24 protein-coding genes are annotated in these 24,837 nt (G+C 60.9%); 15 read left to right on the top strand and 9 right to left on the bottom strand.

The window, feature by feature from the left end:
• Positions 1–3,521, bottom strand: a 3,521-nt coding sequence (locus tag ACLIRY_RS16480; protein WP_413206508.1) for a DUF4347 domain-containing protein, incomplete at its 3' end; no start/stop codon positions are given.
• Between the two features lie 1,055 nt (positions 3,522–4,576).
• On the opposite strand from ACLIRY_RS16480, the gene ACLIRY_RS16475 reads away from it, so the two are divergent.
• The 4 genes from ACLIRY_RS16475 to ACLIRY_RS16460 all read left to right on the top strand — a co-directional run bounded on the left by ACLIRY_RS16475 (position 4,577) and on the right by ACLIRY_RS16460 (position 6,581).
• A complete protein-coding gene (locus ACLIRY_RS16475; RefSeq protein ID WP_413206507.1) occupies positions 4,577–5,161 on the top strand; it encodes a phage tail protein in 585 nt (194 codons plus the stop codon).
• A gap of 5 nt (positions 5,162–5,166) precedes the next feature.
• Positions 5,167–5,772 carry a phage tail protein gene (locus ACLIRY_RS16470; protein ID WP_413206506.1) on the top strand — a complete coding sequence of 202 codons (606 nt, stop codon included), beginning with the start codon at positions 5,167–5,169 and terminating at the stop codon, positions 5,770–5,772.
• 91 nt (positions 5,773–5,863) lie between these two features.
• A complete protein-coding gene (locus tag ACLIRY_RS16465) occupies positions 5,864–6,172 on the top strand; it encodes a hypothetical protein (RefSeq protein ID WP_413206505.1) in 309 nt (102 codons plus the stop codon).
• A 94-nt stretch (positions 6,173–6,266) separates the two neighbouring features.
• Positions 6,267–6,581, top strand: coding sequence for a DUF6916 family protein (locus ACLIRY_RS16460; protein WP_413206504.1), 315 nt, complete (start codon positions 6,267–6,269; stop codon positions 6,579–6,581).
• A gap of 133 nt (positions 6,582–6,714) precedes the next feature.
• Here the strand turns inward: ACLIRY_RS16460 and ACLIRY_RS16455 are convergent, their stop codons facing one another.
• From ACLIRY_RS16455 to ACLIRY_RS16440, 4 genes are read right to left on the bottom strand one after another with little or no spacing between them, the layout of a single operon-like run.
• Positions 6,715–7,320, bottom strand: a complete 606-nt coding sequence (locus ACLIRY_RS16455; protein ID WP_413206503.1) for a GNAT family N-acetyltransferase — start codon at positions 7,318–7,320, stop codon at positions 6,715–6,717.
• Positions 7,317–9,431 carry an HlyD family efflux transporter periplasmic adaptor subunit gene (locus ACLIRY_RS16450; RefSeq protein ID WP_413206502.1) on the bottom strand — a complete coding sequence of 705 codons (2,115 nt, stop codon included), beginning with the start codon at positions 9,429–9,431 and terminating at the stop codon, positions 7,317–7,319. Before ACLIRY_RS16450 ends, ACLIRY_RS16455 begins: the two co-directional genes overlap by 4 nt.
• Before the next feature lie 11 nt (positions 9,432–9,442).
• Positions 9,443–10,915: an efflux RND transporter periplasmic adaptor subunit gene (locus ACLIRY_RS16445; RefSeq protein ID WP_413206501.1), complete on the bottom strand. Its 1,473-nt coding sequence runs from the start codon at positions 10,913–10,915 to the stop codon at positions 9,443–9,445.
• Complete coding sequence (locus ACLIRY_RS16440) at positions 10,912–11,718, bottom strand: efflux RND transporter periplasmic adaptor subunit (RefSeq protein WP_413206500.1); 807 nt, start codon at positions 11,716–11,718, stop codon at positions 10,912–10,914. The genes ACLIRY_RS16445 and ACLIRY_RS16440 overlap by 4 nt, the downstream gene beginning before the upstream one ends.
• Before the next feature lie 146 nt (positions 11,719–11,864).
• Between ACLIRY_RS16440 and ACLIRY_RS16435 the strand changes: the two genes are divergently transcribed.
• The 8 genes from ACLIRY_RS16435 to ACLIRY_RS16400 all read left to right on the top strand — a co-directional run bounded on the left by ACLIRY_RS16435 (position 11,865) and on the right by ACLIRY_RS16400 (position 17,669).
• Positions 11,865–12,140, top strand: coding sequence for a hypothetical protein (locus tag ACLIRY_RS16435; protein WP_413206499.1), 276 nt, complete (start codon positions 11,865–11,867; stop codon positions 12,138–12,140).
• A gap of 71 nt (positions 12,141–12,211) precedes the next feature.
• Positions 12,212–13,537 carry a 30S ribosomal protein S12 methylthiotransferase RimO gene (gene rimO, locus ACLIRY_RS16430; RefSeq protein ID WP_413206498.1) on the top strand — a complete coding sequence of 442 codons (1,326 nt, stop codon included), beginning with the start codon at positions 12,212–12,214 and terminating at the stop codon, positions 13,535–13,537.
• Complete coding sequence (locus ACLIRY_RS16425) at positions 13,527–14,207, top strand: molybdenum cofactor guanylyltransferase (protein WP_413206497.1); 681 nt, start codon at positions 13,527–13,529, stop codon at positions 14,205–14,207. The genes rimO and ACLIRY_RS16425 overlap by 11 nt, the downstream gene beginning before the upstream one ends.
• A 3-nt stretch (positions 14,208–14,210) precedes the next feature.
• Positions 14,211–14,726 carry a cyclic pyranopterin monophosphate synthase MoaC gene (moaC, locus tag ACLIRY_RS16420; protein ID WP_413206496.1) on the top strand — a complete coding sequence of 172 codons (516 nt, stop codon included), beginning with the start codon at positions 14,211–14,213 and terminating at the stop codon, positions 14,724–14,726.
• A gap of 431 nt (positions 14,727–15,157) precedes the next feature.
• Positions 15,158–15,409 carry a molybdopterin converting factor subunit 1 gene (gene moaD / locus ACLIRY_RS16415; RefSeq protein WP_413206495.1) on the top strand — a complete coding sequence of 84 codons (252 nt, stop codon included), beginning with the start codon at positions 15,158–15,160 and terminating at the stop codon, positions 15,407–15,409.
• A gap of 4 nt (positions 15,410–15,413) precedes the next feature.
• On the top strand, positions 15,414–15,887 hold the full coding sequence (locus ACLIRY_RS16410) for a molybdenum cofactor biosynthesis protein MoaE (RefSeq protein WP_413206494.1): 474 nt from the start codon (positions 15,414–15,416) through the stop codon (positions 15,885–15,887).
• A gap of 90 nt (positions 15,888–15,977) precedes the next feature.
• Positions 15,978–16,751, top strand: coding sequence for a Crp/Fnr family transcriptional regulator (locus ACLIRY_RS16405; RefSeq protein WP_413206493.1), 774 nt, complete (start codon positions 15,978–15,980; stop codon positions 16,749–16,751).
• Between the two features lie 339 nt (positions 16,752–17,090).
• Entirely contained in the window at positions 17,091–17,669 is a 579-nt protein-coding gene (locus tag ACLIRY_RS16400; RefSeq protein ID WP_413206492.1) for a TetR/AcrR family transcriptional regulator, read from the top strand.
• A gap of 180 nt (positions 17,670–17,849) precedes the next feature.
• Here the strand turns inward: ACLIRY_RS16400 and ACLIRY_RS16395 are convergent, their stop codons facing one another.
• Positions 17,850–18,110, bottom strand: a complete 261-nt coding sequence (locus ACLIRY_RS16395) for a hypothetical protein (RefSeq protein ID WP_413206491.1) — start codon at positions 18,108–18,110, stop codon at positions 17,850–17,852.
• A 51-nt stretch (positions 18,111–18,161) separates the two neighbouring features.
• Positions 18,162–18,617, bottom strand: coding sequence for a hypothetical protein (locus ACLIRY_RS16390; protein WP_413206490.1), 456 nt, complete (start codon positions 18,615–18,617; stop codon positions 18,162–18,164).
• A gap of 594 nt (positions 18,618–19,211) precedes the next feature.
• On the opposite strand from ACLIRY_RS16390, the gene proV reads away from it, so the two are divergent.
• The 3 genes from proV to proX all read left to right on the top strand — a co-directional run bounded on the left by proV (position 19,212) and on the right by proX (position 22,674).
• The gene (gene proV / locus ACLIRY_RS16385) at positions 19,212–20,411 is read left to right on the top strand and encodes a glycine betaine/L-proline ABC transporter ATP-binding protein ProV (protein ID WP_413206489.1); all 1,200 of its coding nucleotides are present in this window, start codon (positions 19,212–19,214) and stop codon (positions 20,409–20,411) included.
• Positions 20,411–21,523, top strand: coding sequence for a glycine betaine/L-proline ABC transporter permease ProW (gene proW, locus ACLIRY_RS16380; protein ID WP_413206488.1), 1,113 nt, complete (start codon positions 20,411–20,413; stop codon positions 21,521–21,523). Before proV ends, proW begins: the two co-directional genes overlap by 1 nt.
• 128 nt (positions 21,524–21,651) lie before the next feature.
• Entirely contained in the window at positions 21,652–22,674 is a 1,023-nt protein-coding gene (proX, locus tag ACLIRY_RS16375; RefSeq protein ID WP_413206487.1) for a glycine betaine/L-proline ABC transporter substrate-binding protein ProX, read from the top strand.
• A gap of 258 nt (positions 22,675–22,932) precedes the next feature.
• Here the strand turns inward: proX and ACLIRY_RS16370 are convergent, their stop codons facing one another.
• Positions 22,933–23,433 carry a rubrerythrin family protein gene (locus tag ACLIRY_RS16370; RefSeq protein ID WP_413206486.1) on the bottom strand — a complete coding sequence of 167 codons (501 nt, stop codon included), beginning with the start codon at positions 23,431–23,433 and terminating at the stop codon, positions 22,933–22,935.
• A gap of 222 nt (positions 23,434–23,655) precedes the next feature.
• Positions 23,656–24,609, bottom strand: coding sequence for a 2-hydroxyacid dehydrogenase (locus ACLIRY_RS16365; RefSeq protein WP_413206485.1), 954 nt, complete (start codon positions 24,607–24,609; stop codon positions 23,656–23,658).
• Between the last annotated feature and the right edge of the window lie 228 nt (positions 24,610–24,837).

Here is a 24,837-nt window from a genome sequence, read left to right as displayed (position 1 = left end):
ACCGCTGCGGGCGTGGCATTGGCACTGTTAAAGGTGATCACCAGACTCGCGCCATCCTGGCCGGTCGAGGTAATCGTGCCAATCGCATTGCCACCGACACTCACCACACTGCCGATGGTCATTCCCGACGACAGGGTCACCGTCCCCGTCCCGATGGTCAGATCCTCGACAGAACTGCCCCCCGTCACCGCAACCGTCAGCGTTCCCCCATTGAAGTCCGGGGAGTCCACGTCGGCGATCGCCGCAACCGTCCCCTGGTCCAGGGTTTGGGCGCCGTCACCCTCCGTATAGGCCAGGACATCGCCGTCCAGGTGAGAGACGGTCGGGACATCATTCACCCCCGTCAGATTCACCGTGACGGTCGACGTCGCAGAAGTGCCCCCATCCCCATCGGTCACTTCAAAGGTCACAGACCGAGACCCCGTGGGGTTTTCGCTGCTGTTCGTGTATTGGATTGCCCGGGCCAAGGCCGTCACCGCCGCAGGCGTGGCATTGGCGTTCAAGGTGATCACCAGACTGGCCCCGTCCTGACCGGTCCCCGTAATCGTCCCGATCACCCCGGTTCCCGCCACACTCACAGCACTCGAGCTGTTCATTCCATTCGACAAACTGACCGTGCCGGAGGTATTGATGGTCAGGTCCTCAGCAGAGTCCCCCCCCGTCACCGCAACCGTCAGCGTTCCCCCGTTGAAGTCCGGGGAGTCCACGTCGGCGATGGCCGCAGCCGTGCCCTGGTCCAGGGTTTGAGCGCCATCACCCTCCGTATAGTCCAGGACATCACCGCCCAGGTTGGTGATCGTCGGCGCGTCGTTTACACCCGTCAGATTCACCGTCACCGTTGAGGTCGCCGAGGTCCCCCCGTCGCCATCGGTCACCTCAAAGGTCACAAACCGGGACCCCGTGGGATTGTCGCTGCTGTTCGTGTATTGGATTGCCCGGGCCAAGGTCGTCACCGCCGCAGGCGTGGCATTGGCATTGTTGAAGGTGATCACCAGGCTGGCGCCATCCTGGCCGGTGCCGGTGATCGTACCGAAGTGGGTGCCATTGATTCTGACCTTATCGCCGCCCGTCACCGTGATCGAGCCGGAGGTATCGATGGTCAGATCCTCGACTGAGGTGCCACCGGTCACCGCCACCGTCAACGCGCCCCCAATAAAATTGAGAGAGTCTGCATCGGCGATACCGGCGTCGCCCCCCTGGTCAAGGGTTTGGGCACCATCACCTTCCGCATAGGTCAGGACATCGCCGTCGAGGTTAGAGACAACGGGGGAGGCTGTGGCGGCGGCACGGACGTCGAAACTATCAAGAACCACTTTGAATCCCTGGCTTCTGGAATAGAAGACCACGCTGTCGACATTGTCAAAACCGGCCCCAAGGGTCAGAGTGTAGCTTCCGGTCGCTTGGGTGTCGAAGGTGGCACCGATTTCCGTGCTGGGGTCATAAGTGGCAACCTCCACTCCGTCGCGATAGCCCTTGATGTAGTCGAGTCCATATCCCAAATTTGCCGCGAAGTTATTCACCAGGAGACTGTGCAGGTCGAATTCCGCTGTCGGATTGCTGGCATCGGTCAAGGTGAGGGATTGGGGTTCCGTGCCATCGAGAAGCAATCCGTTGGCCGTCTTACCGGAGACCGTTCCATCACTGCTGTCTCCGAAGGGATTCACGGACATGGCGCCGGTCGTGTCGGACCCCAGGTCTGCATCGAAGGAAAACCGGTAGCCCTGGATGTCAGTGGAGACGACCCCCGCACTCGTCTCTGTATTGAAATTGGCTGCGGTAGGCAGTTGGTTAAAGCCGATGAACGATCCGGCAACGGACTGCAGATCGACAGAAACCTGCGCAGCGCTGGAGGTGTTCCCGTCCTCGTCCGTGATGGACAGGGATATGGTCCTCGTCCCGGTCGGGTCCTTGGACAGGTTGCCGTAGCGGACCGCCTTGAGCAATTCGGTGATGTCCGTGGTCGTCACCGTCGATCCCGTCAGGTCGAAGGACAGGTTGGTCCCACCAAGCCCATCGCTCGTGATCGTGCCGATGGTCTGACCGAACACTTTAACCGTATTCCCAACGCCATAGGAGCTGCCGGTAACATCAACGTCATCTGATTCAAGAAGATACAGAGTATCCTCGGCGGATCCGCCACTCACGGAGATGGTCACGCTTCCCCCGGTCAGATAGGTGCTATCCGCGTCCGTCACCGACAGCACCGCCCCGGAGTCCAGGGAAATGCCCGCGCCTTCGGAGTAGGTCACCGCATCGCCGTTCAGGTTCGCGATAACCGGCGGCTCAGAGTTCGTACTCGCCAGGGTTATCGACACCGAAGAGATATTGGCATGGTTCCCCTGCCCATCGGTCAGATCATAGGTGATCGTGCGCGTGCCGCTGGGAGAGGCCGCATCATTGCTGTACTGAAGCCAGTGCATCACCAAGCCCACGTTGAGTGACGTGGCCTCGCTGTTAAACGCGATCACCAGATCCGCCCCGTTCTGACCAGTGCTGGTGATCGTCCCGATGTCCGTCGCACCCCATCGGACCGCTCCACCGTTCACCATCCCGGAAGGCGCGCTGATGATACCGGTGAACGACAGGTCATCGTTCGCGGTCGCGCCATCAATGTGAACGGTTAAGGTTCCGCCATTGAAATCGGTAGAATCCGCATCCGTGACCGTTGCCGCCGTCCCCTGGTCAATCAACACGGCGCCGATGCCCGCTTCGTAGGTGAAACTCTCCCCATCCAGGTTCGATACCACTGGTGGATCCAGGATATGGTCGTATGCCTTGATCCCCAAACCAAAGGCCACGGCGCTTTCCACCTCACCAGAAGTCACTTCCAGATCCCAATCCCCGCCGAAGACCTGGGCCCCGGTGGGGTCATCCGAGGCGGCCACGTCCGCGCCGGTCAAGACCGCAAGCCGATCCAGATAGGCCTGCCCATCCGCTCCCGCGCCGATGTCACACCCATAAAGCAGAAGATCCCCATCGGCTGTCAGAGAAGACCCGATGGCCGCCAAATCGGCGGCTCGGCCATCCAAATCCTCCAGGGTCAGGGCGGAGCCCCCCAACACCAATTCCCCTTCGACACCATGGCTGACCAGGTGAATGGAGCTTACCCCTGTGCGGTCGGCCAGGGTCTCGGCCATGAAGGACAGGGTATCGGCCCCCTTGGGGATGGTGACGACCTCCACCCCCGGCTTCGCCGTCTCGGCGATCGCGGTTGGATCCGCAACGGTTGAATCGATAAAAACAATCTCCGTATCGGCGGTATCTGCGGTGGGGCTCTCGGAAGCGGAGATCTCTGGAGCGGGGCCCTCGCCCTCTGAAGCGGTCGTCCGCTCTGCTTCGGTCACCGGCGGAACATGGTCCGACAGTGCGTCAACCACCGGACCTGTTCCCTCCGCCGTGTCAGGGACCGCCGGAGCCGCCATTCCATCGGCGTCACTCGTCGCTTCCGCAACCGCGTCGACCACGGCGGCATCCAGTAGAACCCGGGGCTCCAGGGCCATGACAACAAGCCCAGAGCTCATGCCCGCATTTTCATAGTCGAATTCTTTCTTTTTATTCACGCCGTCTTCGGCGCCGCGACGTGTCTTTTCACCGGAAGGCTTCGAGGAACCGAACCATGCATTCATGACGTTTACCCCAGTCTGGATCCTGGTCGGGAGCTCCCGATCCAAGCGCATTCTCTACGTGCAGCCCCAAAAGCCACATTTACACGCTAAACGAGCTTACAAGCGTAACCCATCATCAGAGTAAAAAAAAGCACATGAATCCAATCTGAACCCATAAATTTCGAATAGAGATAAGTAGAAATATTTTAGAAAACAAAGGATAACTCTAATGAATTCGAATTCCGTGAATACAGGAATCTCATTTAAATCAAGGAAAGATGGGAACTCCAAAGCACACGCAGAACCTATTCTATGAAAATAGACATATATCCATACATACCGATACAAATGGATCGCAAATACATTTTTTAGAAACAATCCTCCCCCCGCAGCCCCCCCTTCTCTCTCCTGAAAAAAGGGACAGAATGTCCTATCAAAAAAGAGTTTATGAGAACAAAAGCCCACGGATAGGTTGTGTTTTTGGCTTTATTTTCAGCTCTTTGCTGCCAAATCCTTCCGTCGAAAAGGCAATGGATTGGGCAATGGACAACAGCCCTTCTCTCTTCGTTTCTCCGCCAAATCCAGTCTGCATCAAAACCAGAAAGGTATATACTTTCTTACATTATAAAAATATGAACATTTATGTAGAAAAGAATTAGAATTGAAAGTAACAAAACCAAAAATGCACTAAATTTTCCTTGCCAGCTCCACGAACCCAAGTTACCGTTTCTAGTAACGGAATTGCATTGGCTTCAACAAAAAAGAGCAAATGCTGATCTTAAATTTATTTAAAAAATATTTTCTATCTTTCATCGCCCAGACCTGGACGTCCTGTTCCCTCAATCGGGAACCGGCCATGTTCCTTGGCCCGCGCCAATCTTTTGCTCAGGCCTTTGGAACAGCGGTCACTCGATCTGGAGTCCGGGACAGTCCTTTCGCGACATATTGGAAACCACCAAGGAGCAATCGCCATGGAGCAAATGATCGCAACCATCATGGGCTGGGGCCCTGCCTGGGCTCCCCGGAGTTGGTCACTGTGCAATGGCCAACTGATGTCCATTGCTCAAAATGATGCATTGTTCTCGGTGATCGGAACCATTTATGGCGGCGATGGAATAAACACCTTCGCCTTACCAGATCTGCGCGGTCGTGGAGCCATCGGATGGGGCCGTGGCCCAGGGTTAAGCCTTTACGAAATTGGCGATACGGTCGGTGCTGAGCAGCACACATTAACCCAAGCGGAAATGCCCACTCACAACCACATCGCCATGACCGGCAACATGCGAGCAACCCTTCCTGCGTCCTCCGAAACCTCCTCGTCTGCCACGCCAGGTCCCACCATGGTGCCGGCAACATTGGGTGGGACCTCCGATCAAATCACCGGCACCCTTTATGCCCCCGCAACAAATGCCGACACAATCCTGAGCCCTGGAACCATCTCGGGAAACATAACAATCGGCAATACGGGCGGAAACATTCCGTTCAGCATCACGCAGCCCGTCTTGGCCATCAGCATGATCATCGCGCTTTACGGTATTTTCCCGAGCAGGAGCTAGAGAGCATGAGCATGCCACTGATGAGCACCATTTACGGCTGGGGTGCCCTTTGGGCTCCCAAAAACTGGGCCCTCTGCGAAGGTCAATTGCTCCCCATTGCGCAAATGACCGCCTTGTTTTCCCTGCTGGAAAACAATTATGGGGGAGATGGCCGGACCACCTTTGCCCTTCCCGACCTCCGGGGCCGCATGCCCGTCAACCACGGCCACGGGCCGGGACTAACGAATTACCCGATCGGGGCAAGAACGGGATCGGAGAGGCGAACACTCACCCTCCTCGACCTTCCCTCCCACTCCCATTCCGCCACGACCGAGGATTTGGCGTTCTCTACACCGGCGGCGACAACCTCTTCCACCGCCGCGATCGACCCTCTCACCCCAGGAGCCAACGTCCTGGGAGAGCTCAATGCGGACCTCCCACCTCCCAACATCTTCATGGGCACCCTTTACGCTGATGCCTCCAAGGCGAACACCAGCTTGGCTGAAGGACCGGTCACGGGGTCAACCAGCCTGAGCAACTCGGGCGGCAACCAGTACTTTTCCATTATCCAGCCCATTCAGGCCATCAGCTACATCATCGCCCTGGCGGGAGTCTATCCGTCCCGATCCTGAACTCAGCCCCTTTCCGCCATCGCTCCACCCCGCAGCGGGGACGACACTTTTTGTCCAACGCGGGCGGGAGCCCCCAACCAGGACCATGACCATGTTGGACAGCATCGACGCAAAGACCTTTCTGGCGGCCAAGGAGGCCTCCCTGACCCTGACCACCACCGTCGGCGACATCAAGGCCCAGATCATCTCGGTGGAAGAACATCCCATCGACGGGGTCGAGAGCCCGAAGCGCGTGCCCTTCTCTGTCCTGCTGGAGATCGAGGGAGAATTTCCCCCCATGGATCCCATCGCCACGGTCAGCTGGGCCGAGGGTCCAATCTTGCCCCAACTGGCCTTGTTTCGAGTAGGCGACCACCAACCGGGCGACCCCACCCGCCGCTTTCAACTCCACTTCTGCTAATTCATATGGTTAGAGCGGAATGAGGACGGAAAACCGGTGCCCACTTTTCCTCATTCCGCTCTTGAATGTACAGACAACGACGAGGACAAGACCCATGCTCGCCGAAATGAAAGCCGACATGTTCAAGGGCCGGGAAGGGACGGTCCTGGAGATCAATACCCCCCAAGGGCCGATCCGCACAGTCCTGATGCAGGTGCGGGAAATGCCCCAGGCCTATTCCCCCAGAGCCACCCGCCTGCCCTTCAGCCTTCTGATGAAGGCCGCCCCCCATGCCCAGGTGCCCTCCAGCCTTTATCAGCTGCGGGATCCCAAGCTGGGCACCATCGACGGCCTGTACCTGTCCCCGGTGATGGCCCCCGAATTCGGGCCGCCGGGCCACGCCATGTACTACGAAGCGGTGTTCAGCTGACACAGTTCTCCGGACGAAAGGCGGGCTCCGGACGAAGGGTGGGCTCCGGACGAAGAGCCCAACCCGAAATTCATCCGGTGACTTCAAGTTTCCGTCATGCCCGTTTTCACGGGGATGACGACTAGAGTGAAACTCAGGCCTGGGGCGGACCATGGGGGCGGACCATGGGGATAGAAATCATCTCACGGTCCCCTTGGGTCCCCAGATTCGCCTGAAAACCAAGCCCTTCGTAGAGGCGCCGGGCCTTTTCGTTGCCGGGGTGGACGTCCAAGCGGGCCTCCACCCCCAGGCTGTCGGCCAGGACCAGGACCGCCTCGACCAGGGCGCGGCCCAAACCTTGACCCTGGGCTTCGGGCAGCACCACCAAATCCACCAAACGGAGCTCCCTGCGGTCCCGTCCCTGAGCGACCACCAGCATGGCCTGGACAGGGGAAAGCTGGGAAGACTCCGCTTGGGATTCCCCCTCAACGGCCGCCCGCCGGATCCAGCGGCATTCCGCGTCCGGATAGGTCATCTGCAAGGCCCGGTCGGCCACCCGCCGTTGACCCTCCACAAGATAGGCCAGGGCCTCCGGCGGCAAGGGTGCGGCCAGCAGGTCCCGCCCACGTCCGGCCAGGAACAGCGCCCGCCCCTCCTCCTCCGACGGCGGAGTCTCTCCCGCCGTCAGATCCCGCTTTGCCAGGGCTGCCGCTAGGGACCGGTCGAAGAGCTCGGCCAAGGTCTGATCTTTTCCCGTCAAAATCCACTCTCCCGCACAAGAACCGCCAGGGCGTGGCGCAGGAAGCGCCCAGCCAAACTCGCCCGTTCTCCAGGCAAGGCAATCCGCCCCCACTCTTCCCGTAGCACGTTTATCCCCTGCCCCTCCACCACCAAACGCGCCCTGTAAAAGGGTTCCGTCGGCACCAACCGCCCATCGGGTGCCGTCCGCGTGGGTAGCCTTCCCCCATGCGCCGCCGCCAGAGACGGATCGGCCAGCGTCGTTATGGCTGTCTGCTCGACCTCCTTCAAGCGGAGCGTCAGGGGCGCGCGGGCCGGATCATCGAAGCGGAAGGTTCCCTTCACCCCCGGTTCGAGCCGGGGCAGGTCCCGGGCTTCCAGGAAGGCGACGACCTGCCCGCCCGCGCTGGACACGACTCGGGCCAAGGGATCCCCCTGCGGGCGGATCCATTGGCCCACTTCCAGGTCCGGGTTCAGGTCCCGGACAATCCCTCCATGGGGTGCGGTCACGGTCAGCAACTGCTCGGATTCCACCAGCAGGTCCCTTCGGGCCAGGGCCTCGGCCAGGGCTTCGCGCATGACCGGTTCGACGGCCAGACTGTCGGCGTCCGCAGCCACCCGGTCCAGGCGAAGGCGCAAACCGGCGATCTCTGCCTCGGCTCCCGCCAGGGCGTGGGCCGTATCCGGATTGCCGAAGCGGAGCAACAGCTGTCCCTTGGTCACCTCTTGGCCGTCCACCACGGCCAGTGCCTCAAGGCGCGCGGCAAAGGGGGCACGGATCTCCGTGGCCCGGGGAGCCTCCAACAGGGCGAAAGCCGTCACCTGCCCCCGCCAAGGGAAGAGCAGCAGGGCCACCAAACCAAGGCCACTCAACAGGGCTATCAGACCGCCCACGGTCCAGCGCGCCTCGTCCTTTCTCTGCGCCCAGACCCGAACCTCGGACCAGATGGGGCGTCCCAGGAACCAGACGATCTCGACCATCATCATGAAAATCCCCAGGACCTTGAAAAACAGGTGATAGACCAGAAAGGCAATGCCCAGGAACAGAAAGAACCGATAGATCCAGGTGCCCCAGGCATGGGCAATCAAGGCGTGACGGCGACCCCGGTCCATGACCTCAGGCGCCGCATCCCGGAACCCCAGAAGGATCCGACGCATGCGCCAGCGGGCAAGGGCGAAGCTTCGCTGCTGCAGGTTATCCACCCCTAGCAGGTCCGACAGCAGATAATAGCCATCAAAGCGCATGAAAGGGTTGAGGTTGACCGCCAGCGAGGAGATCCAGGTCACCGAGGCCAGGACAAAGGCCCCTCCCCGCAGCGGGCCGTCGGGAAGCAGCGCCCATGCCAAGGTCGCGCAGCAGGCCAAGGACAGCTCGACCAGCATCCCCGCAGCGCCAATCAGCAAGCGATGGCGCCGGTTGGTCAATCGCCAGGCATCGGTGGTGTCCGTGTAAAGCACGGGCCAGAGCACCAAAAACGCCACCCCCATGGCCCGCACCCGGCACCCCAAGGCCTTGGCCGCCACCGCATGCCCCGTCTCGTGCAGCACCTTCGCCCCGATCAGGGCCAAACCGAAGGCCCCCAGCCCATCCAAGGTGAAGGTATCCACCGCCGTGGTCAGAAACAGGTCCCACTGGCGCAGGGTCAGCAGCACCCCCAAAAGCCCCAGAAGCGCGATGAGCCAAGCCGTCCTCCGGGTCAACAAGGGGCGAAGCACCGGCACCACCCGGTTCAGGAAACGATCGGGCCGGACCAAGGGGACCCTCAGGAACAGATAGCCATGCAGCAGGCGCCCGCCCCAACCCCGCTTGGACCGGGCGAGGCGCTCCAGCCGTTGGCTCCGGGCCTGGGCGCCACCCATTTCCAACAGCTCGTTGGCGAAGAGAAAGCCAATCAACGCCGACAGGTCCTCCGGGCGGGCCCGCGTCACGTCTGCAAGCAACGCCACGGGCTTCCCCGCCGACCACCGGGCGAGCAGATCCCGAGCCAGGGCGCCGATCTTGAAGAACCGGTCGCGCACCGGGTCATGGATGGTCCACATGGGCGCCCCCCCCGGCTCTGGAGCCGCAGGCAAAAGGCGCAAATCCCGGCGCAGGGGCGGCAAGACTTCCGGCAAATTCACGGTGCCTTCCATCACCCCTCTCCTCAAAAGCCCAGGCGTTGGCGCAGAACCGCGATGGGCCGCCGGAACAGGTAGAGAACCAGGGGCACCTTCTCCCCACTGATCCGAGCCGTCCCCGTCAGGCCGATGCGAGGGACCGTCCCGTTCTCTTCCGGCTCCAGACGGCCCACCACCTTATAGGCGGCGATCCCCCGATCGGTGATCCGGGGACGGTAGCCCACACGTTCCAATTCCCCGGACAAGGGGGTCAGCGGGTCCCCGTCCAGGAACAACCGCAAGGGCGCGCCGGGCCGGGTCACCAGGGCCGCGTCCACGGGCAGATCCGCTTCCAGCCGCACCTTGTCCGGATCCGCAACGTCGAGGATCCGCTCGCCCGTGCCCACGGGTCGGCCAACCCATTGATCCGGATCCTCCAGGATCACCACACCGGCCCGGTCCGCCCGAACCTCCACCCGAGAAAGCTGTTCGGCCACCAGGGCCAATTCCGCTTCGCTCTTGGCCAAACGAGCACGCAGCAGAGACACATCCGCCGCCCCTTCCCGCTCGCCAAAGGCCCGCTGTTCGGCTTGGCGCAATTCGGCCCGGGCCACGTCCACCCCCCTTTCGGCCACGGCGTGGCGCCCTTTTAGGGTTGTGTCGTCATAGCGAACCAACAGATCTCCCACCTCCACCCTTTGGTTCGGGGCGACGGGCACCTCGGCCACCACCCCGTCCAGGGGCGCGGTAACCACCAAGGGATCCCGGGCCGCCACCCGGGCGGGGACCAGGGCCGACTGGGGCACGGGCAGGAAAAGGGCGGCCAAGGCCAGGACAACCGCACCCAAGACCAGGGGACGGGCCAAGGACCGGGCCAAACGACGGCCCCCACCCCGCCTCCGGCCCCCGCCCAATCGTCCGGGCTGGTCCAAGGCCAGCCAGGCATGGGCATAGGCCTCTATCAGGCTCTCCATCAGCACGATTTCCGCCTGGGTTGGCGGGGCATCCCGATCCAGCCAGAGTCCGCCTCCGACCAGAGCATCCCGTCCGGCTCCCAGGTCAGGGAAGGGAACCCACCACACCACCGGCGCGCCCATGTCCCGCCAATCAGGCCTCAGTCCTTCGGGCAAGTCGGAGACCCCCACCAAATGGGCGCCCTCCTCTGGCTTGCGATCGCGGATGGCCGCTGCGGCCGCCTCCACCCAGGACAGGAAGGGGGCCGACCGGTCGAGGATCGACACCCCGGAAACCGCTCGAACCCGGGGACGGTCGCCCAGGCGGGCGGCAGAGCCAGGAACCAGCACAGTCAGCCGTCGATAGCCGATCAGGGAACGGGTGTCATCGCCCATCAAGAAGGCCAGGGCATCCTGGGTGGGGACCCGTCGGGCCTCGCTCAGAAGACGGAGCAACAAGGCCGTGACGTTCAGCTCCGGTGAGGCCGTGGTCCCTGTCCTCCCTGTGGTCCCCGTGGTCCCCTTGGTCCCCGTGGTCCCCTTGGTCCTTGTGGTCACGGCGGTCATTGAGCCGCGTCCACTTGACCGGCGTCAGGGCGTTGGAATTCAGCCGAACCGCTCATCCCCGGGCGGACAGGATCCCGCTCGGTCAACTGAAGCCGGGCGAAGACGGGGACGGTCTGACTGACCGGATCCACCTGGGCCCCCAGGCGGACCACTTTGGCGGCCAGGGAGGCGCCGGTTTCGTCGATGGTGAAGGTCAAAGGCCAAGTCGGCTTCAGCCATTTCAACCAGACAGAAGGCACAATCATACGGACGATGGGCGTCCCTCCGCCGATAATATCCAGAATGGGTTCCCCGGGGGACAGGACCTCGTGGGCATTGGCCCGGCGGGCGACCACCCACCCATCGAAGGGGGCGAGAACCACGCATTTCTCGACTTGGAAGCGGCGCAAAGCAACCTCGGCCTTGGCCGCTGCGGCGTCGGCGGCGGCAATGCCCACATCCAGCTTGCCCATGGATCCGAGCTTGGCCAATTGCCCCCGACTGCCCAATTCCAGATTGGCCCGCCGCAAGGTCGCCTCCGCAGAACGCAACTGGGCTTCCAGCGGGGTACAGTCGAATCGGGCGAGCTCATCCCCCTTGGCGAAACGATCCCCTTCCCGGGGGGCAAGGGCCAGAAGACGCCCGGGCACCTCGGCGGACAGGGTCGCGATCTCCGGTGCCTCCAAAACGCCCCGGACCAGGGGAAGGGACCCGTCTGCCGCGCCCTGAGCCCAGGCAACGCCCCCCCCCTCTGATATCACAGCCAGAACGGTCAACCAGCGCGCGACACGTCGTACCGATTTCTGTATGCTTCTGCCCTGCATCGCCTTTGATCCTCGAACCGATTGGCCCAAACTGTCTCACCTTGAGCGGCGCGACGACAACGAAGAAACACGCCCATGGGGTGAAAAGGCCCCTTTTGACAGATCAATCGACGGAATAGAAAATCCAGAGAAACAAAGGACTTCCAATGGATCAGGCTAAGAACGAATCCGGAGGCAGCCTCTTCTTGCGGAGTCTCCGCAACCACTTGATCGGATCAGTCGCCGCCACGCTGGTTGTCGGCGGTGGACTCCTCGCGTTCGATGTCGGACAGATCCGCTCCCTGGCCCTGTCGACGGGGGATGGCCCGCTGTTCCTGGTCCTGCTTTTCCTCGGCCTCCTGTCTACCTTTGGCGCAGTCGCCCTGGCAGTGGCCGTCATGACCTTGCCAAAATCCGATGGGGGAAAGGCGGACGGGATCTAGTCAAGGCGGGGCCAAGGGGCCTATATGGGGGCCTATATGTCCCCCATCCCCACTTGAGTTCGCGAGACGCCATGAAGAATGACCCCCGCAAGGTCGGTATCGTCAGCCTGGGCTGCCCCAAGGCCCTGGTGGATTCCGAACGGATCCTCACCCGCCTGCGCGCCGAAGGCTACGAGGTTGCCCCCACCTACGAGGGCGCCAACGTCGTCATCGTGAACACCTGTGGCTTCCTGGATTCCGCCAAGACCGAGAGTCTGGACGCGATCGGCGAGGCCATGGAGCAAAACGGCAAAGTGATCGTCACCGGCTGCATGGGCGGGGACGAGGCCAATATCCGCGCCCACCATCCCAATGTGCTCGCCGTCACCGGCCCGCATCAGTACGAGCAGGTGGTCAAGGCCGTGCACGACGCCGCGCCGCCGTCGCACAACCCCCATACGTCGCTGGTGCCGCCCCAGGGTGTCCGCCTGACGCCGCGTCATTACGCCTATTTGAAGATTTCCGAGGGCTGCGACCATTCCTGCTCCTTCTGCATCATTCCCGACCTGCGCGGCCCCTTGGCCAGCCGTCCCGCCGGGTCCGTCCTGGCCGAGGCCGAACGCCTTGCCACCGCCGGAGTCAAGGAACTGCTGGTGATCAGCCAGGACACCAGCGCCTATGGTGTGGACCTGAAATACGCCGAAAGCGACTGGCGGGGCCGTCCGGTGAAAGCCCGCATGACCGAGCTCTGCGAGGCTCTGGGCGAATTGGGGATCTGGACCCGCCTGCATTATGTCTACCCCTATCCCCATGTGGACGAGATCTTCCCGCTCATGGCCGAGGGCAAGGTCTTGCCCTATCTGGATATCCCCTTCCAGCACGCCAGCCCCAGGGTGCTGCGCGCCATGAAGCGCCCCGCCGCCCAAGAGAAGGTTCTGGAGCGCATCACCTCCTGGCGCAGCCAGGTTCCGGAGCTGACCCTGCGCTCGACCTTCATCGTCGGTTTCCCCGGCGAGACGGAAGACGACTTCCAACGCCTGCTCGACTGGCTGGAGGAGGCCCAACTCGACCGGGTGGGCTGCTTCCAGTACGAGGCCGTGGAGGGCGCCCGGGCCAATGCCCTCGCCGACCCCGTTCCCGACGAGGTCAAAGAGGAGCGCTGGCACCGCTTCATGGCCGCCCAACAGGCCATCAGCGAAAAACGGCTGGCCGCCAAGGTCGGCAAAACCCTGCAGATCATCGTCGACGAAGTGGACGAGGACGGCGCCATCTGCCGCACCCAAGGGGACGCGCCGGAGATCGACGGCAGCTTCTACCTCAACGGCGAGACCAACGTCGCACCTGGGGATATCGTATTGGCCACCGTCGAAGAGTCCGACGAATACGACCTCTGGGGATTCCTCGCGGATGGCCATTGACCCAGACCGGGTGGCCCTGGGCCTGCTCGCCGGGGGGGAAGGCAAACGCTTGGGGGGGACAGCCAAGGGACTGCTGAAACTGGCCGGACAGCCCATGGCCCAATGGGCCCTTTCGGCGGTTGAAGGGCGGGTCGGTCCCCGGGCCCTGTCTGTTCATGCCGAAGATCCCCAATGGGAGCCTTTGGGTCTTCCGCAAGTGATCGATTGGCCAGGTCCGCGCATGGGTCCCATCGCCGCCATCGCCGCCCTGCTGGACTGGGCCGAGGGACAAGGGGCCAAACGCCTGCTCACCCTGCCCGCAGACACCCCCTTCGTCCGGCCAGAGGCCATCGACCGCCTGTCTGTGGCCCTGGACGGGACCTTTGGGAACAGGGATCCGGCAGAACTGCCCGTGGCCCTTCCCGTCTTCAAGAAGCGACGCCACCACGCGTTGGCCCTATGGCCCGTGGGGGGGCGCGCTGCCGCCGTGGCAGCCCGCGCTTGCCGGGAGGGGGGCGCCTCCCTAAAATCCGTCTTCGAGGAAACGGGTGTTCTTCTGGTCAACTGCGATGATCTGGGGCCGGAAGACCCTTTCCTGAACGTCAATACACCAAACGACCTGGCCAAGGCCCGGACCCGGGCCACAGCCCAGGTCGCCCGCACCCTCGTCCCCGACTCCCGAAAGCTGTAAAACATGACTGAGCCTTCTTCCGACACCCCCTCCTTCGCCGACGGGTTGACCCATTTCGATGGCCAGGGCAATGCGGTCATGGTCGACGTCTCGGCCAAAGACGAAACGGACCGGGTCGCCGTGGCCAAAGGTGCCGTGGAAATGGCGCCGGAGACCCTGCGACTGATCATGGACCGGGGCCTGAAGAAAGGGGATGTGTTGACCGTGGCCCAATTGGCCGGGATTATGGGCGCCAAACGGACCCCGGACCTGATCCCCCTCTGCCACCCCCTGGCCTTGACGAAGGTCACCGTGGACCTGCTCCCGGATCCGGAAGCCAACCGGGTGGAGATCACCGCCACCTGCCGTCTGAAGGGACGCACGGGGGTGGAGATGGAGGCCCTGACTGCCGTGAGTGTGGCCGGGCTGACCGTCTATGACATGTGCAAGGCCGTGGATAAGGGGATGCGCCTGACCGATATTCGCGTGGTTTCCAAAAGCGGCGGAAAATCAGGCGATTGGACCAACGGCGAAACCTAGAAAGTGCGGAAACCGTCCCAAGACTCTCCGAAAACGTCATCCCCGCGCAGGCGGGAATCCAGGGTGGGGACAACGGACCTATGCGGTTGACGCGACAGGAGCGCAGGTCACCGATACCACAGAAATCAACCCTGGATCCCGTTTTCACGGGGATAACGAGTAAAAACAACGTATTACTTAACTTCGGAGCGACACAGAGAAACGTGATTCCCTTAGCGCGAAAGCTGGGATGACGACAAAGGAGCTTTTCCGCAGCCTGCTGGGCTGGACCGGAGAATAGATCACCCCAAGCGCCCGACCGGGCGCCGGACCAAGCCCGCGCCACCACGCCGAAGGCGTGTGTCCCATCCCATCACGCCGAAGGCGTGTGTCCCATCAGCCGTCCGCACAGCAGACTGCCGTGAGATATGTTAAAAAGGACTCTTTCTCCCATGAACGTACTCTATTTCGCCTGGGTCCGAGAAAAGGTGGGCATTGACTCTGAAACGGTCTCCCCTCCCGATGACGTCACCACCGTCTCCGCCCTGGCCGCCTGGCTCGCAGAGCGCAGCCCTGGGCACCGGGAGGGCCTGGGCGACCTCAGCCGTTTGCGGGCTGCAGTCGACCAGGATTTGGCCCAGCCTGACAGCCCCATTGCCGGAGCCGCCGAGGTCGCGTTCTTCCCCCCCATGACCGGAGGCTGACCCCATGGTCGTGCGCGTTCAGTCCGAGGATTTCGACAGTGGGGCGGAAATCGCTTCCTTTGAGCGGCAAGCCGCCCTGGCAGGCGCCGGAGCCGTGGCAACCTTCACCGGATTGGTGCGCGGTCAGGACGGCGCGGGCGAAGCAACGATCGGCGCCATGACCCTGGAACACTACCCAGGCATGACCGAACGCCAACTCGAGACCATCGAGGCCGAGGCCCAGAAGCGGTGGCCGCTGGCTGGCACCTTGATCATCCACCGCTATGGACGCCTGGAAGCGGGGGCCCGAATCGTCCTCGTCTGCGCCGCGTCCAGCCATCGGGATGCGGCCTTCGAAGCCTGTTCCTTCCTGATGGATTGGTTGAAAACCAAGGCACCGTTCTGGAAACGGGAGGAAACCCCCGATGGAGCCCATTGGGTCGAGGCCAAGGCCAGCGACGACACCCGCGCCGAAGCCTGGGGCATCCCCAAACCCTGATCCAGGCCCGCCAGGAAAAGGGCATCCTGACCTTGATGGAGAAAATCATTCCAAATCACCCCATGAGATAAGGCGAAAGGCGATGGGACCATGACGGGATTACCGGCAGGGCAAGACGGGACGATCGACTCTCTTAGCAAAAATGGTGGGGCCGTTTGCGAAGGGCGGATCGCTCGATGTCGGGCCTGCGTGGTTCGCCAAAATGCCCTGTTCGTCCACCTCTCGCCCGAGGAATTGGACCAGATTGCCCCGAGCGTTCCCGACTTTATCGCCCCAGCCGGGCAGCCCCTGTACCACGCTGAAGATCGCCCCAATGCCCTGTTCATCATCCGCAGGGGCATCGTCAAACAAGAACTATACCTGCCCGATGGATCCTATCGCATTGTCCGCCTTGCCAGACGGTCCGATCTTCTGGCTCTGGAAGCTCTCCTCGACACCCCCTGCGACCATACGGCCATCGCCTTGACAGAGGTCGAGGTCTGCCGGGTGCCCCTGCCCATGGTGCGCAAGGCAATGGAAAACCGCGAGTGGATGGCCACCCAAATGATCCACCACTGGCACCAGGCCGTTCAGCGGGCCGATGGATGGCTCAAAAATTATTCCATGGGAAGTGGCCGACGCCGATTGGCCTGTTTTCTGAGTGACCTGGCCTGCTGGGCGGCCAAAGAGACCCCCGCCCAAGGTTGGATCGAGCTGCCGTCACGAAACGATATGGGGGCCATCCTAGGCATTACCAAGGAAACCGCGAGTCGCCTCTTGGGGGATTTCCGCGGGTCGGGACTCATCCGCCCCCAAGGCCAAGGCATGCGATACGTTCACGTTGATCGCGCCGGGCTAACCCAAATCATCGCCGCCGATTCTTGAACGATAACCACTCTGGTTTGCATATTGAAGAACCTTACACCCCATATACGCAGACATCAAAATGGCATCGCCCATGAGAGCGCCCCCTAGAAATGTGGTATTCTCCTCCCCCAAAAACATCGTCATCCTGACCGCTTAGCGCCATTTGTCCAGCTCTATGGGGCACCACATCCCCCCCCCTCAACAAAAATCGTCGAAATACCCCATACTTCGTGCTAGAAAATCTTGTCTGTTTATTCTAGCTTAAAGTATGCCCTATAACGAAAGGGCAGTCAGGTGGCAACGACGAGAAAAGGCGAGACGAGCCTTGGTGTCACGCCCAAGGATCAAGGGAGAGTCATGGTGCAGTCAAAACCAAGAGAGCGCTTAATCGAGACGTCCCTCCGTCTCTTTTCCACAAATGGATTTCATGCCACGGGAATTGATCGCATCCTCGCCGAAGCTGGCGTCGCGAAGATGACCTTGTATCGCCACTTTCGGTCCAAGGACGAACTGATCCTGGCAACCCTGGACCGCTATGAGTTGATTTTCCGCTCCTGGTTGGAAGGGGTCCTACGCCATTCAGATCTCCCAGCGGACAAACGTATTCTTGATTTGTTCGATAAACTATCCGCATGGTTCGTCGGTACAACCCTAGGGGAGTTGACCTTCCAGGGAAGCATGCTGACCAATGCTGCAGCCGAATTTGGACAGCCGAACCATCCCATCCACGACGCCGTCGCAGACCATGTACGACGGTTATCTGGAATCCTGGAGGAAACCTTGCATGACGCGGGATTACCGCCGGATCTGGCAAATAGACTGGTCGTTTTGATGCTCGGCGGCGTGCTCTTGGCTCAGATCTATCGAGATCCCCAGGTGTTCAGCGACGCCAGAAAAACCGCGAAGTCTATCCTTTTGGAGAATGTCCCCGTTTAACCATGCCCAAATGCCCAGACCCAGCCTCCCAAAAGCGCCGGAAGCGGGGTCTGGCTTACTCTTTCGCATGGCTACACGGTTACAGCATGGAACCGGGACCCACTTTTGCGTGCAATGCAGAGTCTTGGTTGGTCGCATGGCTGCCGCGCAAAACCGGTCCCCACTTTTGCATGCAATGCTTTATTCCTTCCGTTTTTCAACGACCTCCAAGGCAGCGTTCAAATCCATGTCGTATTGTCCATCGGCGCAAAAGACGTCATCCAATTCATAGCCGTCTCCCTCTGCCTCGATATTCTCGGGATCGACCTCGCATTGCATCTTGCCGAGATTGGCCATGATCTTCGCCACGATCTCCTCGGACACCTCGCCAGCCATGACTCCAGGCGCCGTCACAGCAATGAGTCCCGCAGATACCGCCAATGTTCGCATGATCGTTTTCATCACATCCCTGTTCCTTCTTGTTTTTTCTGGTCCCCTTTTTTTGGGATCCCCTTATTGGATCTGGAACACCACCCGCTGATCCTCGCCCTTGGAACCTGGGATGCGCAGCTCATGAGTCCCCGGTTTAATGGCAATGAAGGACAATTCGGCGGTGCCTTCGTCGTCGAATTCGATGGAATCAACGGCCATGGGACGGATTTCAACATCGTTGATCACGATTTCATTCATCCAAATGGCCCGAAAAAAACTCGAACCGGTAAGCGCCAACTCAGCCGAGCCGTCCGCCGTGATGATCAGCTTGTAATAGGCTCCTGACTGCAGCATCACAGGCCCGGCCCCATCGTATACCGGCTTACCGGACGCCAAGGTCAGGTGAACCTCTTCCCCTCGATTGCACTTCGCCAGCAACCCAGCGAATCCCAGTTTGTCACACAGCGGAGCGGCCGAGGCCGAACCGGCGATCAAACTCGCCCCAAGCGCCAACAGCAGCACCCTTGTTCCCGTCATAAACAGTCTCCCTAACAATGTTTTCTTTGTTTGCCAGAGCAAGGCAGCCCCCGCATCAATGTCGAGGTCACCGCCAAAGCAGCTTCCATCGAAATACAAGTATCCATCCATAACCCTGCGCAGGCAATGGGCCAATAGTATAAATTTCATCGTCAAACTTGGGACAACAAGGTAAATAAAGCCAAATTCGCCCAAACATAAAGTCTACATTCTTATTATTTTCTTATTTTTATATTCAAACCCACGGCCGAATTTGGACGGAATCTGCGGCAACCGATTGCCTCGCCGTGTCCTCGAAGGACCACCGGATCCCGGAAAACCCAACAGGCTTCACCCCACCAAAGTCAATAAATTCAAAATCAAACAAGTACTCAACAAATCTCTACCTCGATCAAAATCCACAATACACTCTTACCAGCCCCACAATCCTCAATCGCCTCGCAATCGACCTCTATCCCATTCTATTTTCACACGATCCATCCTTTGTGTCGCATGATATTCCTCAGAGCCGGTTGACTTGTCTGTACGACCTGCCTACCTTCTACCGCATCACCTTCGATCATCATCAATCATTATAACACTGGGGCAATCCATTTGAGCGGAACCGAACAGCTCGTCGTCCGCAATCTTTTCAAGGTATTCGGCGACGAACCGAAAAAGGCCATTTCCCTCTACCGGGAAGGCCTGAGCAAGGAGGAGGTTTTCGAGAAAACCGGCCTCACCATCGGCGTATGCGACGCTAACTTCTCCGTCATGAAGGGCGAGATTTTCGTGATCATGGGCCTGTCCGGGTCGGGCAAGTCCACCATGGTACGCATGCTTAACCGCCTGATCAGCCCGAGTTCCGGGGAAATCCTGGTCAATGGCGTCGACATCGCAGCGATGAGCGAGAATGACCTGATCGCCTTCCGCCGCAAGCATATCAGCATGGTCTTTCAGTCCTTCGCACTGATGCCCCATCTGACTGTTTTGCAAAACACCGGTTTCGGACTGGAACTGTCTGGCATCGAAAAGGGCGAGCGCGATAAACGGTCCCTCTCTGCCCTTGAGCAGGTGGGCCTCTCTGCCTGGGCCAACAGCTACCCCAACGAGCTGTCCGGCGGTATGCAGCAGCGCGTCGGTCTGGCGCGGGCGTTGGCCAATGACCCCGACATCCTACTAATGGACGAAGCCTTCAGTGCCCTTGATCCGCTGATCCGCACGGAAATGCAGGATGAGCTGTTGACGCTGCAGGAAGAGCAGAAGCGGACCATCATCTTCATTTCCCACGACCTTGATGAGGCCATGCGCATCGGCGATCGAATCGCCATCATGGAAGGCGGGCGCGTCGTGCAGGTGGGCACCCCCGATGAAATCCTGAACAACCCGGCGGACGACTACGTGAAGTCCTTCTTCCGCGGTGTGAACGTTACCAATGTGCTGTCGGCAAAAGATGTGGCCAGCAAGCAGCAGGTGACCATGATCGACCGCGAAGGCAATGTCCGGGCCGCCCTGACCCGCCTCAGTCAAGCGGACCGAGACTACGCCTATGTGGTGGACAAAACCCAGCGGTACCATGGTGTCGTCTCCATCGCCTCCCTGGAGGAGGAGTTGAAGAAGCCCAAGCCCGAGATCCACGGTGCCTTCCTACCGGACGTCCCCGCCATACCGGGAGAGACAACCATCGGCGAGATCATCACCCAGGTGGCCCACGCCCCCTGTGGGCTGCCCGTCGTCGACGACAAGGGCAAGTACAAGGGTGTGATCTCTCGGGCCGTCCTCCTTAAAACCTTGGACCGGGAGGGCTCGGAATAATGGCTGATCAACCCAACAACCCCTGGGCCACGCCCCAAGCCCCGACAGATGCCCCGGCTGCGGCCCCTGACGCCGCGCCTGCGGCGGCCAATCCCTGGGGCGGCGGTGGCGGTGGCGCAGATGCGGCCACGAGTTCCGGCGGCAGTGACTTCCTCAGTCAGGTCGCTCCGCCTCCGGCCCATCATGCCTTCAACCTCTGGGATCCGTTCAAGGAATCGGTCATTCCCCTTGATGTCTGGGTTGAGCACGGCCTGGAGTGGGTTGTCGACCATTTCCGCTTCATTTTCCAAGCCGTTCGCATTCCTATTGATGGGGTGCTGACGGGGATTGAATCCGCGCTGACCTGGGTTGCCGCGCCCGTGATGTTGATTCTGATCGGTCTGATTGCCTGGCAGATTGCGGGACGCAAAATGGCCATCGGCGCGGTGCTGTCGATGACCTTCGTGGGCTTGATTGGCGCCTGGGACCAGGCCATGGTGACCCTCGCCCTCGTCTTCACCTCGGTCTTCTTCTGCGTGGTCATTGGACTTCCCGTCGGTATCTTTCTGGCCCGGAACGACAAGGCCACCAAGATCACCCGCCCGATCCTGGACGCCATGCAGACCACCCCGGCCTTCGTCTATCTGGTGCCCATCGTCATGCTGTTCGGCATCGGCAACGTACCGGGTGTGGTGGTGACCATCATCTTCGCCTTGCCGCCGCTGATTCGTCTGACCAACTTGGGCATCCGTCAGGTGCCCGGGGATCTGATCGAAGCGGCCCGCAGCTTTGGCGCCTCGGACCGGCAGCTTCTGTACAAAGTCCAACTTCCCCTTGCGATGCCGACGATCATGGCGGGCGTCAACCAGACCCTGATGCTCTCCCTGTCCATGGTGGTGATCGCCTCAATGATTGCCGTGGGTGGCCTGGGACAGATGGTCTTGCGGGGCATCGGTCGCCTCGACATGGGCCTTGCAACCGTCGGCGGCGTTGGTATCGTCCTTCTCGCCATCATCATTGATCGCCTGACTCAAGCCCTGGGCGTCTCCAAGCGGGACCGAGGGAACCTCGATTGGTACGAGACCGGTCCGATTGGACTTATTCGCCGGATCACGGGCAAGTCAACGGCTTGATCTGCCCCGAGCCGATAGCGGTCCCCCCTACATCGGCTCGGGTCTACGTTTTACACCCATCGGGATGGCCCTCGGGCTGCCCCATTCCTCCGCCCTCCAGCGGCGAAACCAATAGGAGAGCACGGATAATGACCATCGCTTTCACCACCAAGACGGCACGCCGTATGGCAGCCACCCTGGCCCTGTCTTCCGCCCTTGTCACGGGAACGGCCCTGGCTGCGGACATGCCGGGTAAGGGAGTCTCGGTGACGCCCTTGAAATCCTCCATTGCCGAGGAAACCTTCCAGACCGAACTGGTCGACAAGGCCCTCGAGGAGCTGGGCTACGACGTTAAGCCGATCCAGGAAATCGAATACGCCACGGCCATCGTAGCGCTGGCCAATGGCGATGGTACCTTCATGGCCGATTACTGGGATCCCCTGCATATTGACTTCTATAAAAATGCCGGTGGGGCCGACAAGCTCTACATGGAAGGGGTTTACTCCCCAGGCGCCCTGCAGGGCTACCTGATCGACAAAAAGACCGCCGACGAATACAACATCAAGACCATTGATCAGCTCAAGGATCCGAAGATCGCCGCCCTGTTCGACGTGAACGGCGACGGCAAGGCCGACCTGTCGGGCTGCAACCCCGGCTGGGGCTGCGAAAAGGTCATTGAGCACCATCTGGATGCCTATGGTCTGCGGGACACCGTGACCCATAACCAGGGATCCTACTCGGCCATCATCGCCGATACCATCACCCGCTACAAACAGGGCGAGCCCATCCTGTACTACACCTGGACCCCCTACTGGGTTTCTGGTGTTCTGGTTCCGGGCAAGGACGTGACCTGGCTGCAGGTGCCCTTCTCCTCACTGCCCGGCGAGCGCAAGGACGTTGACACCTCCCTGCCCGATGGCAGCAACTACGGCTTCCAGGCCAACAATCAGCGTATCCTCGCCAACAAGAAATTCGCCGAGGCCAATCCGGCTGCGGCCAAGCTCTTCTCCGTGATGCAGCTGTCTGCCAACGACATTTCCGCCCAGAACCTGCGGATGCGCGACGGCGAGGATTCTCCGGAAGACATCGACCGTCACGTTGATGCCTGGATCAAGGCGAACCAGAGCACCTTCGACGGCTGGCTGGACGAGGCCCGCAAGGCCGCCGAGTAACAAGCCAAAACTTGGCTGGAGTCTCTCTCCCCAAGCAAATCATGACCCAATGAAACCGGGCCGCTCCCCAAGAGCGGCCCGGTTTTTTTGCCCTTATACCAAGCGGCGCGGGTTGAAACCCACGCCGTTTTTCTTGCGTTCAAACGCCAGGCGGGCTTTTACGCGTCATAAGGCGCGGCGGCCACTTGGCCGCTTCCAGGGTGCGGTGAGTCAAACTCACCGCACCCTGGTATGACACCTGTTTTCGGAACGCTTTATTCAGGAGATTTCCGCGTACCGCTCGCCCCTGGCATTGCAGACCGGACAATGGTCTGGTGCATCACCCATGACCGTATGACCGCAAACCGGACAGACCCGGATCGGCATATCCAACAGGTCCACGCCATCCCGTACTGCCTGAGCAGCCTGTTTGAACAGGTCGTAGTGGACCTTCTCCACCTTCATGGCGAGGGTCATCGAGCGCTCCGCCCGTTTGTGCCCTTCGGCCTGGGCCTTGGCGACCATGGCCGGATACATCTCGGTGAATTCGTGCTCCTCCCCCTTCATGGCGTCATCCAGGTTGGCGATGGTTCCCTGGACCCCATCTGCGGCCCTCAAGTGGGACAGCGCATGGATGGTCTCGGCTGCAGCCACTGCCCGGAACAGCTTGGCCACTTGGTCGAAGCCATCTTTCGCGGCCTGCTCTCCATAGGCCAAATACCGGCGATTGGCTTGGCTTTCCCCAGCGAAGGCGTCCATCAGGTCTTCTTGCGTGCTCATGGCGGTTATTCCCGAATAGATGTCGATGCGCCCACCGTCGGTGGCCCTGGTCCGGCGCGCCCGACCGTTTAGCTTTTCCTACTATTCTCCCCATTCGACGGAAGGACATTGATCGGTATCAAAGGGACAGGCCAGACAGGACCATTCTTTGACGGTCGTGATTTTACCTGCGCTGCAAAGGAGGCCGCTTTTCCGCTCAACGCTTTCATCAAGACCTCCGGGTCAATACCCTCGGGTCAGGTCTGAAACCCTGCCCACCCCTTCCTCACCCCGCTCCTTGGCGGCGATGATTTCGGCCACCACGGCGACGGCCGGGCCGATTTGGGTCTGGGCGGAAACATGGGGCGTCAGAAAAACCCGGGGATGGGTCCAAACCGGATGTCCGGACGGAGGCGGTTCCGGATCGGTCACGTCCAGAACCGCCGCTCTCAAATGCCCCGCGTCCAAGCGGTTCAGCAGATCATCCAGGAGCAGGGTTGACCCACGGCCCAAGTTGATGACGACCGCTCCCTTGGGCAGGCCATCAAGACGGGCACCGTTCAGGATTCCCCGGGTCTCCGCCGTTCCCGGAAGCAAGTTCACCAGAATTTCCGTTTCCGACAGGAACCGCTCCAGTGATTCCGCCCCGGAAAGGCACTGCACCCCCGACACGATCCGGGGAGACCGCGACCAGCCGCTCACCGAGAACCCGGCATCGCGCAAGCGCTCGGCCACCTGGGTTCCGAGGACCCCCAGGCCGAGCACCCCACAGTGCAGATCCCCCGGCGGACGGTAGGTGAGACGGGTCCACACCCCGGCCCGGGTCGTGGCGCTGTAGCGATCAAAATCCCGCTGGAAGTGGATGGCCCAATGAAGCGCATATTCAGCCATCTGCGCCCCCATGCCCGCGTCAATAAGCCGGTGCACGGCAACCGACTCAGGGATCTCCAGGGGAACCAGATAGTCAATCCCTGCGGTCAAATTCACCAGGGTGCGCAAATTGGGTAAATGAGGGAGGACCTCTGCGACCTCACGCGCTGAGATCAACGTGTCGATGGCTACGGGATCCTCCACCGCCTCCCAGGTCACCACGGACCGGGGAGACAGGGCGTCCCGCAAAGCGGTCAGCCAGAGATCCTGGGACAGCTTCGGCGCATGAAACAGAATGGGAGAGGACGGGATTGGAGGAGTGGACATGAAAAGGCTTTCACACTGGAAGGACGTCAAGCTGCCACTATGCCGCACCCCCAACCGCATTCCAAAGTGGGTGTTTTCCAATCACGGGGCTTTGCCCCCAAATGGGCTTGGGCAATCGCCCAAAAAAGACGAGACACTGTCGTGTCCTGTGGTCGAGAAGCGACCCAACTTGATCCCGGAATACCCTAATACCAAGCGGCGCGGTGTCAAACTCACCGCATCTTGGTG

Origin of the sequence: Rhodospirillum sp. A1_3_36 (assembly GCF_047263945.1) — a bacterium.
In the GTDB taxonomy this organism is placed as follows: Bacteria; Pseudomonadota; Alphaproteobacteria; order Rhodospirillales; family Rhodospirillaceae; genus Rhodospirillum.
The sequence above is the reverse complement of the archived record's forward strand: the minus strand, read 5'-3'. Positions and strand labels throughout refer to the sequence as shown.

Excerpts from the sequence above, each read along its gene's own strand:
- ACLIRY_RS16475 (WP_413206507.1), top strand. The coding sequence starts at position 4,577 with ATGGAGCAAATGATCGCAACCATCATGGGCTGGGGCCCTGCCTGGGCT.
- moaC (WP_413206496.1), top strand. The coding sequence starts at position 14,211 with ATGACTGAGCCTTCTTCCGACACCCCCTCCTTCGCCGACGGGTTGACC.
- ACLIRY_RS16470 (WP_413206506.1), top strand. The coding sequence starts at position 5,167 with ATGAGCATGCCACTGATGAGCACCATTTACGGCTGGGGTGCCCTTTGG.
- proX (WP_413206487.1), top strand. The coding sequence starts at position 21,652 with ATGACCATCGCTTTCACCACCAAGACGGCACGCCGTATGGCAGCCACC.
- ACLIRY_RS16440 (WP_413206500.1), bottom strand. The coding sequence starts at position 11,718 with ATGCAGGGCAGAAGCATACAGAAATCGGTACGACGTGTCGCGCGCTGG.
- ACLIRY_RS16390 (WP_413206490.1), bottom strand. The coding sequence starts at position 18,617 with ATGACGGGAACAAGGGTGCTGCTGTTGGCGCTTGGGGCGAGTTTGATC.
- proW (WP_413206488.1), top strand. The coding sequence starts at position 20,411 with ATGGCTGATCAACCCAACAACCCCTGGGCCACGCCCCAAGCCCCGACA.
- ACLIRY_RS16405 (WP_413206493.1), top strand. The coding sequence starts at position 15,978 with ATGACGGGATTACCGGCAGGGCAAGACGGGACGATCGACTCTCTTAGC.
- ACLIRY_RS16365 (WP_413206485.1), bottom strand. The coding sequence starts at position 24,609 with ATGTCCACTCCTCCAATCCCGTCCTCTCCCATTCTGTTTCATGCGCCG.
- ACLIRY_RS16435 (WP_413206499.1), top strand. The coding sequence starts at position 11,865 with ATGGATCAGGCTAAGAACGAATCCGGAGGCAGCCTCTTCTTGCGGAGT.
- rimO (WP_413206498.1), top strand. The coding sequence starts at position 12,212 with ATGAAGAATGACCCCCGCAAGGTCGGTATCGTCAGCCTGGGCTGCCCC.
- ACLIRY_RS16410 (WP_413206494.1), top strand. The coding sequence starts at position 15,414 with ATGGTCGTGCGCGTTCAGTCCGAGGATTTCGACAGTGGGGCGGAAATC.
- ACLIRY_RS16370 (WP_413206486.1), bottom strand. The coding sequence starts at position 23,433 with ATGAGCACGCAAGAAGACCTGATGGACGCCTTCGCTGGGGAAAGCCAA.
- ACLIRY_RS16400 (WP_413206492.1), top strand. The coding sequence starts at position 17,091 with ATGGTGCAGTCAAAACCAAGAGAGCGCTTAATCGAGACGTCCCTCCGT.
- ACLIRY_RS16450 (WP_413206502.1), bottom strand. The coding sequence starts at position 9,431 with ATGGAAGGCACCGTGAATTTGCCGGAAGTCTTGCCGCCCCTGCGCCGG.
- ACLIRY_RS16395 (WP_413206491.1), bottom strand. The coding sequence starts at position 18,110 with ATGAAAACGATCATGCGAACATTGGCGGTATCTGCGGGACTCATTGCT.
- moaD (WP_413206495.1), top strand. The coding sequence starts at position 15,158 with ATGAACGTACTCTATTTCGCCTGGGTCCGAGAAAAGGTGGGCATTGAC.
- ACLIRY_RS16425 (WP_413206497.1), top strand. The coding sequence starts at position 13,527 with ATGGCCATTGACCCAGACCGGGTGGCCCTGGGCCTGCTCGCCGGGGGG.
- ACLIRY_RS16460 (WP_413206504.1), top strand. The coding sequence starts at position 6,267 with ATGCTCGCCGAAATGAAAGCCGACATGTTCAAGGGCCGGGAAGGGACG.
- ACLIRY_RS16465 (WP_413206505.1), top strand. The coding sequence starts at position 5,864 with ATGTTGGACAGCATCGACGCAAAGACCTTTCTGGCGGCCAAGGAGGCC.
- ACLIRY_RS16445 (WP_413206501.1), bottom strand. The coding sequence starts at position 10,915 with ATGACCGCCGTGACCACAAGGACCAAGGGGACCACGGGGACCAAGGGG.